At 47.3% G+C, this 11910-nt stretch carries 11 protein-coding genes and 1 riboswitch; of the genes, 9 read left to right on the top strand and 2 right to left on the bottom strand.

Translation table 11 applies throughout. The features are described from left to right. Positions 1-14: 14 nt before the first annotated feature. Positions 15-106, top strand: a riboswitch (S-adenosyl-L-homocysteine riboswitch). A 62-nt stretch (positions 107-168) separates the two neighbouring features. Together ahcY and metF are read left to right on the top strand one after the other, a co-directional pair. Further along, positions 169-1608 carry an adenosylhomocysteinase gene (ahcY, locus tag QUE61_RS09230; RefSeq protein ID WP_286306928.1) on the top strand — a complete coding sequence of 480 codons (1440 nt, stop codon included), beginning with the start codon at positions 169-171 and terminating at the stop codon, positions 1606-1608. An 18-nt stretch (positions 1609-1626) separates the two neighbouring features. Beyond that, positions 1627-2469 carry a methylenetetrahydrofolate reductase [NAD(P)H] gene (gene metF, locus QUE61_RS09225; RefSeq protein WP_286306927.1) on the top strand — a complete coding sequence of 281 codons (843 nt, stop codon included), beginning with the start codon at positions 1627-1629 and terminating at the stop codon, positions 2467-2469. Here metF and QUE61_RS09220 read toward each other — a convergent pair. Further along, positions 2459-3076 (bottom strand): 5-formyltetrahydrofolate cyclo-ligase, encoded by a 618-nt coding sequence (locus tag QUE61_RS09220; RefSeq protein ID WP_286306926.1) that lies wholly within the window; start codon positions 3074-3076, stop codon positions 2459-2461. The genes metF and QUE61_RS09220 overlap by 11 nt on opposite strands. A gap of 29 nt (positions 3077-3105) precedes the next feature. Between QUE61_RS09220 and QUE61_RS09215 the strand changes: the two genes are divergently transcribed. The 3 genes from QUE61_RS09215 to QUE61_RS09205 are packed head-to-tail and all read left to right on the top strand — an operon-like array spanning position 3106 to position 7099. Next, positions 3106-5067 (top strand): lytic transglycosylase domain-containing protein, encoded by a 1962-nt coding sequence (locus QUE61_RS09215; RefSeq protein ID WP_286306925.1) that lies wholly within the window; start codon positions 3106-3108, stop codon positions 5065-5067. Further along, complete coding sequence (locus QUE61_RS09210) at positions 5064-5975, top strand: complex I NDUFA9 subunit family protein (protein ID WP_286306924.1); 912 nt, start codon at positions 5064-5066, stop codon at positions 5973-5975. The genes QUE61_RS09215 and QUE61_RS09210 overlap by 4 nt, the downstream gene beginning before the upstream one ends. Then, a complete protein-coding gene (locus tag QUE61_RS09205; RefSeq protein ID WP_286306923.1) occupies positions 5972-7099 on the top strand; it encodes a polynucleotide adenylyltransferase in 1128 nt (375 codons plus the stop codon). The genes QUE61_RS09210 and QUE61_RS09205 overlap by 4 nt, the downstream gene beginning before the upstream one ends. On the opposite strand, the gene QUE61_RS09200 is transcribed toward QUE61_RS09205, so the two are convergent. Continuing rightward, positions 7096-8274 carry a class I SAM-dependent methyltransferase gene (locus QUE61_RS09200; protein ID WP_286306922.1) on the bottom strand — a complete coding sequence of 393 codons (1179 nt, stop codon included), beginning with the start codon at positions 8272-8274 and terminating at the stop codon, positions 7096-7098. The two genes, QUE61_RS09205 and QUE61_RS09200, sit on opposite strands and share 4 nt — an antisense overlap. Before the next feature lie 34 nt (positions 8275-8308). On the opposite strand from QUE61_RS09200, the gene QUE61_RS09195 reads away from it, so the two are divergent. From QUE61_RS09195 to glmU, 4 genes are read left to right on the top strand one after another with little or no spacing between them, the layout of a single operon-like run. Next, the gene (locus tag QUE61_RS09195; protein WP_286306921.1) at positions 8309-9103 is read left to right on the top strand and encodes an SDR family oxidoreductase; all 795 of its coding nucleotides are present in this window, start codon (positions 8309-8311) and stop codon (positions 9101-9103) included. 8 nt (positions 9104-9111) lie between these two features. Beyond that, the gene (locus tag QUE61_RS09190) at positions 9112-9513 is read left to right on the top strand and encodes a dihydroneopterin aldolase (RefSeq protein ID WP_286306920.1); all 402 of its coding nucleotides are present in this window, start codon (positions 9112-9114) and stop codon (positions 9511-9513) included. A 12-nt stretch (positions 9514-9525) separates the two neighbouring features. Beyond that, positions 9526-10437: a tRNA 2-thiocytidine(32) synthetase TtcA gene (ttcA, locus tag QUE61_RS09185; RefSeq protein ID WP_286306919.1), complete on the top strand. Its 912-nt coding sequence runs from the start codon at positions 9526-9528 to the stop codon at positions 10435-10437. A gap of 51 nt (positions 10438-10488) precedes the next feature. Then, entirely contained in the window at positions 10489-11904 is a 1416-nt protein-coding gene (glmU, locus tag QUE61_RS09180) for a bifunctional UDP-N-acetylglucosamine diphosphorylase/glucosamine-1-phosphate N-acetyltransferase GlmU (RefSeq protein ID WP_286306918.1), read from the top strand. Positions 11905-11910 lie beyond the last annotated feature (6 nt).

The following is an 11910-nucleotide window of genomic DNA, read 5'->3' as shown; positions in this document are numbered from 1 at the left end:
ACAATTTAGGCAAATCCTTCAAGGAGCGTTGCAAGGGGCGAATCGTCGCCCCCCAGGCTTGAAGGGGAGTTACCCAGTAACTTCATTGCAACTGCGCTCGCTAACCCGAATGCTAGTGGTTAGCGAGTCAATACTGGCTCCACTTGCATTCTTTAGCTGGAGCTATTTATGAATACCGTTGCTGATTTAAAGTTAAATGGCGATTTTGCAATTGCCGATATCGGTTTGGCTGACTTTGGCCGTAAAGAAATCAAAATTGCCGAAACCGAGATGCCTGGTTTGATGGCGATTCGTGAGGAGTTTGCCGCAAAGCAGCCATTACGTGGCGCGCGCATCACCGGGTCACTGCATATGACCATTCAGACTGCAGTACTGATTGAAACGCTTGAGGCCTTGGGTGCCGAAGTGCGTTGGGCTTCATGCAATATTTATTCAACACAAGACCATGCCGCCGCCGCAATCGCTGCGAATGGCACCCCGGTATTTGCGATTAAAGGCGAGACCCTTGAACAGTATTGGGATTTCACTCACAAGATCTTTGAGTGGGCCGACGGCGGCTACAGCAATATGATCTTGGATGACGGTGGTGACGCAACTCTACTGCTGCATTTAGGAACCAAGGCTGAAAAAGACCAAGCCGTTCTAAATCATCCGACGAGCGAAGAGGAGCGCATTCTCTTTGCGGCGATTAAGAGCAAATTGGCGATCGACCCCACATGGTACTCAACCCGGTTAGCGAAGATTAACGGCGTTACCGAAGAAACCACAACGGGTGTGCATCGTCTCTATCAAATGCACGCCAAGGGCGAATTGCACTTCCCGGCCATTAACGTTAATGACTCGGTTACCAAGAGCAAATTTGATAACTTGTACGGTTGCCGTGAATCTTTAGTTGATGCGATCAAGCGTGCGACCGACGTGATGATTGCCGGCAAGGTTGCCGTTGTGGCTGGTTATGGTGATGTGGGTAAAGGCTCGGCTCAAGCATTGCGAGCCCTCTCAGCTCAAGTATGGGTTACAGAGGTTGATCCAATCTGTGCGCTTCAGGCCGCGATGGAAGGATATCGCGTAGTCACGATGGAGTATGCCGCCGATAAAGCCGATATTTTTGTGACTGCGACCGGTAACTATCATGTCATCACGCACGATCATATGAAGAGGATGAAAGACCAGGCGATTGTGTGCAACATCGGTCACTTTGATAACGAAATTGATATCGCTAGTATTGAAAAATACCAATGGGAGGAAATTAAGCCACAGGTTGATCACGTGATCTTCCCGGCGGCCAACGGTCTTCCAGAAAAGCGCCTCATTATTTTGGCCAAGGGCCGTTTAGTGAACTTAGGCTGCGGTACTGGACACCCTTCGTATGTCATGAGCTCTTCGTTTGCGAACCAAGTGATTGCACAGATTGAGCTCTGGGGAGCGGCAGGAACGAACAAATATCCTGTTGGGGTTTATACCTTGCCTAAGCATTTAGATGAAAAGGTTGCCCGTCTGCAACTGAAGAAATTGAATGCACAGTTGACAGAGCTTTCAGATCAACAAGCGGTTTATATTGGCGTTAAGAAAGAAGGCCCATTTAAGCCTGAAACCTACCGTTACTAAAAGGCTGAAAGGTCTGCTATGGAATTAAGCGTCGAGTTCTTTCCCCCTAAAACCCCGGAGGGGGAGGCGCGCTTGTTGCAAACGCGAGAGCGAATAACAGCGGCATTGCAGCCCGCCTTTTACTCGGTGACCTTTGGTGCGGGTGGATCGACTCAATCAGGAACCTTGCAAACGGTTGAAGCGATTCATCGATCAGGAGAGGTGGTCGCGCCCCACTTATCCTGTGTCGGCAGCTCTAAAGAACTAATTACAAAGCTTCTCTCGCAATATAAGGCATTGGGTATTAAACGAATTGTGGCGCTGCGTGGTGATTTACCCTCCGGCATGGGTCAGTACGGTGAGTTGCAGCATGCCAATCAGTTAGTGGAATTTATTCGCCAAGAGACCGGTGATTGGTTTCATATTGAGGTGGCTGCTTATCCAGAGACTCATCCGCAGGCACAGTCGCCAAGTAAGGACATCGCCTACTTTGCCCAAAAAATTAAGGCCGGTGCTAACTCAGCGATTACCCAATACTTCTTTAATAGCGATGCGTATTTTCGGTTTGTAGATGACGCTTATCAATTAGGCGTTGATGTGCCTGTAGTTGCGGGCATTATGCCCATTACGAGTAGTACCCAATTACTGCGTTTTTCAGATGCATGCGGCGCAGAAATACCGCGCTGGATTCGTCTACGTCTTTTGGCATATGGTGATGACAGCGCTTCGATCAAGGCCTTTGGTGAGGATGTGGTGAGCACATTGTGCGAGCAGCTCATCGTTGCTGGAGTGCCAGGGCTGCATTTTTATTCCCTAAATCAAGCAGAGCCCGTGATTCGCATTGCGCAGAATCTGCAATTGGACCAAGCCTCTAAGACTTAATCGGGTTTCGATAGACTCCAGTATTTGTGATCAGCAGGTCTAGTGCTTGGTCATGAGCTTCGGGAGTCCAGCGATCAAGATCCAGTGCTTGCCAGTCAAACGCAATACCAACCGTTGTAAATCGATGCCCTGCTTGCTTTAAAGAAGCAATGGTGCGATCGAAATAGCCTCCTCCATATCCAAGCCGCCAGTATCGATTCTGATAACTCAGCCATCCAACACAGGGGATTAGGATGCAGTCGGGGTTCTTGGGTTGTACACCGCTTGCGGTCGGATCGGGTTCCGCAATCCCATAGGTATTGTGAATCAGGGGGTCGGAGTCCGACCAGGTATAAAAACTCAACTGCCGATCAGCCCTAACTTTAGGTAACAGGAGGCATCGATCTGAGTTCGAGGATCGCCACTTACGCAGGGGCTGGCGTAGATCAAGTTCCTCGCGATAGGGCCAGCAAAATGCAATGGATTGATACATCCCTGCGTCTTGGAACAGAAATTCATGAAAATGCGATAAAAAATGGGTGTATGCAGAATCAAATTGGGGGGATCGAGCAAATGACGTGCGCTGACTCAAAAGATCCTGTCGAATTTGATGAATAGGGGTATGCATGGCACTTATTATCGGGTGAAAATAGCAAAATGAATCAAAATTTTGCATTTATGCCAAAACACCCGATCAAGCACTTTCTTCTTTTAGCGGTCCTAGTACTTTGCTTGGGTGCCTGGGAAAGCGGCTTTGCTAAAAAGTCGAATGTCAGCAAATCTTCCCCGGGCCAGCCCGCTCTGTATGAACTCACTGAAGCGGATAAATTATTTATTGAGTTACGCGATGCCGCACGGCGAAATGATGTGCCAAAAACTCAACAGCTCTCAGCGCAATTAAGTAACTATCCAGATACAGATTATGTTCGGTATTTTCGGATCAAGCCGCAAATGTTTGATAAAGGGAATGAAGCAAGAGCTGACTCCTCAGTCGATGAGGAGGTTGGCGCTTTTCTAAAAACCTATGAGGGGACCGCGATCGGCGATCGGATGCGTAATGATTGGTTATTGGTTCTTGGTAAACGGAAAGATTGGGCTCAGTTTGATCAGGAATATCCCAAATTTGTCTTAGATGACGATACCAATGTGAAGTGTTATGCGCTTCATTCACGACTTGTGAAGCAAGAGGACGCAAAGCGAGTTGGTCAAGATGCACTCAAAATCATGATTGATCCACGCCAGTTTGGATCAGCTTGCCAAGAGTTGGTACCGGCATTAGTCCAGGCAAATGGTCTATCCAACTCTCAGGCCAGAGCGCTTGGTCGCGCTGCTGCTGAAATGAATTTTGAAACCGCAGGGCGACGCATTGGTGGAGAAGATTCGATTGCTAGCATTGTGCGCAGCGCAAGGGCGGATCCGAGTAAAACCTACCGTGACTTTTTGCAAACCAACTTACGCTATAACAAAGAAGATCAAGCGCAGGCATGGGGTGTGATTGGGCAATTTTTAGCGAAGCGCCTAGATCGAAATGCATACGATGCCTATCGACGCCAACAACAATTAGGTTTTAATTCTTTGCTATCCGCAGAAACGCAGGAATGGAAAGTGCGTACAGCCTTACGAGCTCATGATTGGGAGCTGGTGCGCGAGTCGATTGGATCGATGAATCCGGTCGTTCGTCAGCGTGATCCTGCATGGACCTATTGGTACGGAAGGTCATTGAAAGAATTGGGAGACCCTGAGAAAGCCAATGCGCAGTTTCAATTACTCGAAGACCAGTTTAATTTTTATGGACAGTTAGCGCGCGAGGAGTTGGGTAAACCGATTGTGATTCCACCTAAGGTAAAAGTTAGCGATGCTGACATCAAAGAGATGGGGAAACGCCCTGGATTTACTCGGGCTGAGCGTTTTTATGCCATGAATCTTCGCTTTGAAGGAAATCGTGAGTGGAACTGGGAGTTGCGCGGCATGAGCGATCGCCAATTACTAGCTGCCGCAGAATATGCCAAACGAATCCATTTATATGATCGAACAGTCAATACAGCTGATCGTACGAAAGGCGAGCATGATTTTGGCTTGCGTTATCCAATGCCCTTTAAAGATCAACTCAGTCCGATTGCTAAAAATATTGATTTGAACTTAGCCTGGGCCTATGGTTTGATCCGTCAAGAGTCTCGGTTTATTACCAATGCCTCATCGTCAGTGGGCGCTTCGGGTTTGATGCAAGTGATGCCCAATACCGCGAAGTATGTTGCTAAGAAAATTGGCATGAATTCGTATACCAATGAACGTCTTAAAGAGACGCAAACCAATTTGACCTTGGGAAGTCATTACTTAAATATGGTTTTAAAAGACCTCGATGATTCTTGGGTATTGGCATCCGCCGCCTATAATGCCGGCCCATCTCGGCCAAAATCGTGGCGAGAACGATTAAATCAATCCACTGAGGGTGCAATTTTTGTGGAATCCATTCCCTTTAATGAGACTCGTACCTACGTGAAGAATGTGCTTGCCAACGCGAGCTACTATTCGCTTTTAATGGATGGGCAAACCACTCCCATGAAACAACGGCTTGGAGTGATTGCGCCTAAAACTGCTGTATTGAGTGAACTACCATGAAACATGACATTTTATTAATTGGCGGGAGCGGCTTTGTTGGTAAAGCCATTAGCCAGAAGCTACAAAGCAAAGGCTACTCCGTCTTGATTCCATCGCGGCGTTATAGCGCCATGCGCGACCTTCGACTATTACCCAGTGTGACCTTAGTTGAGGCAGATGTGAATCAGCCTGGAGTCATTGAGCGATTGTGTGGGGATGTAAAGCCCCACGGGGCGGTTATCAACTTAGTTGGGATCTTGCAAGATCAAGTAGCGAAACCATATGGCTCTGGTTTTAAAAGAGCCCATGTGGATTTGCCTCAGGCAATCATTGAGGCCATGAAAGCTAAGCAACTCAGACGCTATCTGCATATGAGTGCTTTGGGTGCCGATTCGAATGGCCCTTCAATGTACCAACGCAGCAAAGGCGACGGTGAGAATCGGGTGCGAGCCAGTAGTTTAGATTGGACCATTTTTAGACCATCGGTCATTTTTGGAGAGCATGATCAGTTCATTAATACCTTTGCTAATCTAGCGAAGATATTTCCGGTGATTCCATTGGCATATTCATATGCAAAGTTTCAGCCAGTGAGCGTAAATGATGTTGCTAGTGCGTTTGTCATAGCTCTAACTCACCCCATTACCATTCATCAGAGCTATGATTTGGTCGGTCCTGAGGTGTTCACGATGAAACAGTTGGTTGAGTTTGCGGCTCGCAAAGCGGGTAAGGATCGCCTCATTGTTTCATTACCAGATTGGGTTGGATACCTGCAGGCCTTGGCATTTGAGTTTGGCCCGGGCCCCACCCTAATGTCACGTGACAATATTGCCTCTATGAGTATTCCCAATGTATTGCCCGCGGGCGGAAAAGACGCTTTGGTTGATGAGTTTAGGATTACCAAACAGCGTATTGAGAGTTTACTCACTTGAAGATTTATCAAGTTGGCGGTGCGGTGCGGGACCGTTTGCTTGGAAGAGCGGTTCATGATGTTGATTACGTGGTGGTTGGCACCACAGCCGATGAAATGATGCAAAAAGGATTTCGGCCAGTGGGTAGTCATTTCCCAGTGTTTTTACATCCCATCACGAATGCGGAATATGCCCTAGCTAGGACGGAACGCAAAACAGCACCGGGCCACCAGGGCTTTACTTTTCATGCAGACCCAAGCGTGACTCTGGAGGAGGATCTACAAAGACGCGACTTGACCATCAATGCCATGGCCCAAGAGGTCAACAAGAGCGGTGAGCCAGTCGGGGAGATTGTCGATCCTTATGGTGGTCAGGCTGACCTAGGGGCAGGTGTATTACGGCACGTCTCGAATGCCTTTTTAGAAGACCCTTTAAGGGTATTGCGCGTCACCCGATTTGCAGCACGTTTTCCAGATTTTCAGATCGCCCCCGAGACCCTCATTCTTATGAGACGAATGGTTGAAGCGCGTGAATTAGAAACCTTATCAAAGGAGCGCATCTGGCAAGAACTAGCGCGCGCTATGGAAGAAACAGAGCCGCTCCGTTTTATCGAAACACTCAATCAGTGCAATGCCCTAGCAGATGTTTTGCCAGCCAGCTTTGAGAAATGGTGGCATCAGGAAGAACTTCAAAAGAGCATTCGGCATGCAATGCATTTGGTTGTCGCGGCGCGCCCCGAGCTAAATCAGCGTATCGCCTGTTTATTAAGAACCATTCCTCCAGCCGAAATCCAGGAGTGGGCTCGTGGGTCGAAGGTGCCAAATGAGATCGCTGAATATTGCCAGATTGCGGCGGATTTTGAGTCAGTCCACTCCAAATTAATTCCAACCGATATTCTGGCATTTTTTAATCGGGCTGATTTGTGGAGAAAGCCTCATCGCATCACTGAACTGCTCACTCTTTTTGAGGCTCTGGGCATTGATATGGCAGTTTGGCAAAAGCTAGTTAGTAATTTGATGGGTATTGATGCCGGACAAATTGCGAAGTCTGTAAGCCAACGCTCAAACACCAATGAATTGGGTAAAGCAATTCATGCAGAGCTTGAGAGGGTGCGTCTCTTGACCATTCAAGAAGCGCTGTCTTAATAAACCCGGTTACGACCCCCAAAGCCAGGGAGTGCGTAGAGGTCTAAACCAAGACCCTTTAAGTTCTTGCCAAAAGCCAATACTTTAAAGAGTTCCCCCATTTCCGCCTCAGAGATTAATTTCTGTATTCCATTCGATATGGCGATCATCTGTTGAGGGTCGCGCGGGTCGGATTGCTGCAATACTAGATCGGCAATACCAGCATCCAATAAGTACGATGCTTGGCTAGAAAAAAATGACTGAGAATTTTCTTCGTTCTCAATTGAATGCAATAGGTTCGAGAAATTAATGTGACAGGTAATATCCGAGATACCGGGTAGGGCAAGTACATTGCTTAGTGCTTGATGATGGAAGTGTGCCATGAGTGTGCCGGTATTTCGTTGCGGGTGGTAATACTCCTGCTGGCGAAAGCCGTAGTCAATCATCAGCAATAAACCCTGTTCGAGCCGATCAATCACTTTTGCAAACCAAGCCTCAGCCTGAGGGTGAATTTCAGTCATATATCCATCGCTAGCGCAGTCGATCAATGGCTGAACCCCTAGTTTTTCACCGGATACGGATATAAGAAATTGATCAGGCTCTGTTCCAAGTCCCACCCCGGCATAGTGCCAGGCATGGTTTTGATACACAATGCGTTCACAGGGAATCGCATCGAGTACTTCATTAGCCAGAATGACTCCATGAAAAGCCGGCAACACATCTGTATGCCACAGGCAACATGTTTGAATCCCATGACCTTGGCAAGTGTCCAGGAGTAATGCCTGTTGACGCTCAATCAAATTCGCTGACACATCAATGATGTGATATTCATCTAGGTCAAAGCCGCAACGGTGTAGATCTAACAGGATCGTCTTGGCAAGCTGTCCAGTCCCCGCACCGATTTCAATGATACGAGTCGGTTGTCCCTGCTTTCTTAAGCCCTCTAGCACCGGCAGAATCGTATTAACGATGGTTTGGCCAAAAAATGGACTGATTTCAGGGGCAGTGATGAAGTCACCAGAACGACCAAATTTTTCTAGGGCGCTGGTGTAATAACCAAGGTTTGGCTGATACAGGGCGAGCTCCATGTAGCGTGAAAAGGGAATCCAACCGCCTTTTTCCTGAATTTCATGGGAAATTTTGGTTAGGATAGCCTTTAAATGCTCCACTTGCGCCTGTGTCAGGTTAATATCCATAGCTCGCTAGTCTAAGTGAGTTTTTCCATAGCACATGAAAACAATGGCAGATCGAACAGTATTGGTCACGGGGGCAGCTAAGCGCCTTGGTCGAGAAATCGCCTTGTATTTTGCTCGTGAGGGCTGGAATGTCATTATTCATTATGGCCAATCCGCCCAAGACGCCGAAGCCGTTGTTGATGAGATGCATGGATTGGGAGTCAAAGCAATGGTGTTGCAGGCAAATCTATCACGCCAAGCAGAGATCGAAACTCTAATCAAAAAAAGTATCGACCAATTCTCAAGAATTGATTGCTTGATTAACAGTGCTGCGATTTTTGAATACGATCGGCCGAGCCAAGATGGTCATCTAGTGAGCGCAGACCTGATTGAGCGGCATACTCAAATTAATCTAGCGGCTCCAGTATTAATGGCACAAGCAATGTTTTGTCACCTTAAGACTCAGCCAATCAGCAAAGACTTTGTTCCTGCAACGATCCAAATACTGGATCAAAAGTTAATCAACTTAAATCCAGATTATTTTTCGTATACGCTTTCCAAAAGTGCATTATTGACTGCAACCGAAATGATGGCCCGCGATTTTGCACCATATATGCGCTCCGTTGGTTTGGCCCCTGGAATTACTCTGCCATCGGGTGATCAAAGTCAATCTGAGTTTGAGAAAGCCCATCAGGTCACTCCGCTGGGGCATTCATCTAGTGCGCAGGATATTGCGAGCGCCGCATTTTTCTTAGCCAATGCCAATTCGATTACGGGCACCACGCTGTATGTCGATGGCGGACAACATTTACTAGCATCTGATCGCGATGTGATGTTCAAAATTAAATAATAGGTTCTATGCACTCCTTACTATCTCATCCAAGCCTGATTCATTGTCGACGCCTCTTTTTGAAAGACTATGAGGTTTATATCAATATTGGTGTACATGATTTTGAGAAGCGCGCTGAGCAGAGGGTGATCTTTAATGTCGAGATTTATGTTCCCTTGGAACTAAATACCCCGAAGCAAGATCGCTTAGAAGAGGTACTTGATTATGATTTCATTCGCAAAACCATTGCAGAGCGCGTTAAACGCGGCCATATTCATTTACAAGAAACCCTCTGTGATGAAATCGTGGCAGCAATTCTTGAGCATCCAAATGTGATGGCAGTCCGAGTTAGTACTGCAAAGCCCGATGTCTATCCAGATTGTGAGGCAGTTGGCGTTGAAGTCTTTAAGATGAAGCAATCGCAAGGCTAATGGGAGCCGCAGATGGTTGACCCCCGCAAGCAAGCATTTGAAGAGAATAAGTTAGATAAAAAACTATGCCGCCTGGTTGGTCAGGCTATCGGTGATTTTGGCATGATTGCCGATGGCGATAAGGTGATGGTATGTCTGTCCGGTGGTAAGGATAGCTATACCTTGCTTGATATTTTATTGAAGTTGCGTGAGCGGGCGCCAATTTCATTTGATCTAGTCGCTGTGAACTTAGATCAAAAACAGCCCAATTTTCCCAGTGACACGCTACCTAATTATTTACGCCAACTCAATATCCCTTTTCATATTGAAGAGCAAGATACCTATAGTATTGTGAAGCGGGTGATTCCTGAGGGCAAGACAACTTGTGGATTGTGTTCTCGTTTGCGACGCGGAATTTTGTATCGAGTGGCCGATGAGCTTGGGGCAACTAAGATTGCCTTGGGGCATCACCGAGACGACATCCTAGAAACATTACTGCTCAATATGTTTTATGGAGGTAAGCTAAAGGCAATGCCACCCAAATTACGCTCAGATGATGGACGTCATTTGGTCATTCGGCCGCTAGCCTATGTTCCTGAAAAGTTGATTGAGCGCTATGCGCAATCGATGGAGTTTCCAATTATTCCTTGTGATCTATGTGGCAGCCAGCCAAACCTGCAAAGGGCTGCCATGAAGAAATTATTACGTGAATGGGAAAAAGAATTTCCTGGTCGGATTGAAAACTTGTTTCGCTCCCTGCATCACATTGTTCCATCCCATCTATTGGATCAAGATGCCTTTGATTTTCAGAATCTATCCATTCATTCAGATTTGACCCAGTTCGTTAAATCGTATGAAGGCGACCGTGCAATTGATGAAGGAGTTGATGTATGTGCTACAACAGAGCCTTCCTGGTCTTCGCTCACCTGGATCGATAAAGATTAGAGTACGTTTATCCGCATCAGTGGGATGCTTCTAAGCCCTATAATTAATCCCATGAATATCGTCATCTTGGCTGCTGGGCAAGGCAAGCGCATGAAGTCCGCTTTGCCAAAGGTATTGCAGCCCCTAGCGGGTAAGCCATTACTTCAGCATGTGCTTGAAACTGCATTAGCGCTTGCGCCCAAGACCGAGCCGATTGTTGTGATCGGGCACGGCGCACAACAGGTTCAAGCATTCTTAGCCCATTTGGCTGATTTGGATCAGCGCTTTAGTAAGGTAAAGACCGTTTTGCAAAAAGAGCAAAAAGGAACGGGTCATGCGCTATTGCAGGCCTTGCCAAAGCTCAATCCTGGGGCGCCCACGCTGGTGTTGTATGGTGATGTACCCCTGTGCTCTAAGGAAACTTTGAATACGCTAGTCCGCTTAAGTGATGGGGCAGTTGGTTTGCTAACCCATCATATGCAAAATCCATATGGCTATGGGCGCATCGTGCGAGATGTCGATAACAATGTGCAAGCAATTGTTGAGGAGAAGGATGCCAATCCAGCCATTCGCTCGATTTCAGAAATTAATACTGGCATCATGGCTTTGCCCACCAAGCAATTGGGCAAGTGGCTAAAGGGGATTAAAGCTAAAAATGCCCAAGGTGAATATTACTTAACGGATGTGATCACCATGGCAGTTAAGGCGGGCGTCCCAGTCCGCTCTGCTCAGGCAACCCATGATCATGAAATCCTAGGTGTCAACAGCCGTGCACAATTAGCTGAGTTGGAGCGTGTGTTACAGACTCAGATTGCGCATGCGCTTTTAGAGAATGGTGTCACGCTGTTTGATCCCGATCGAATCGATGTCCGCGGTGAGCTGCGTTGTGGCAAGGATGTATGGATTGACGTTGGTTGTGTTTTTGAGGGAAGCGTAACCCTGGCCGATCAGGTTCGCATCGGACCCTATTGCGTCATTAAAGATACGCACATTGGCGAGGGCACTGTAATCGAAGCGTTTAGCCATCTCGATGGGGCTAGGATCGGTCCTACGAATCGCATTGGACCCTATGCGCGGATTCGGCCGGGCGCTCAACTGGCAGGCGATGTTCATATTGGTAATTTTGTAGAAATTAAAAATAGCAAAATTGCATCACAGAGCAAAGCCAATCACTTAGCGTATGTGGGTGATTCGATTGTTGGATCACGCGTCAACATTGGCGCAGGCACGATTACTTGCAATTACGATGGAGTTAATAAGCACCAAACAGTGATTGAAGACGATGTATTTATTGGCTCGGATACGCAGTTGGTTGCCCCTGTAAAGGTAGGCAAAGGTGCGACGCTAGGCGCAGGAACCACGCTTACCAAAGATGCGCCCCCGGGCAAATTAACGGTATCACGGGCAAAGCAAATTTCGCTTGAATGGCAACGCCCCACGAAATTGAAAAGTGCGTCGCTAAAAACAAAAAAGATCGCTCGAAAGTAAACCCTT

The sequence above is a fragment of the Polynucleobacter sp. HIN5 genome (assembly GCF_030297555.1).
In the GTDB taxonomy this organism is placed as follows: domain Bacteria; phylum Pseudomonadota; class Gammaproteobacteria; order Burkholderiales; family Burkholderiaceae; genus Polynucleobacter.
Note: the sequence above shows the minus strand (reverse complement) of the source record. Positions and strands in the feature narration are given on the sequence as shown.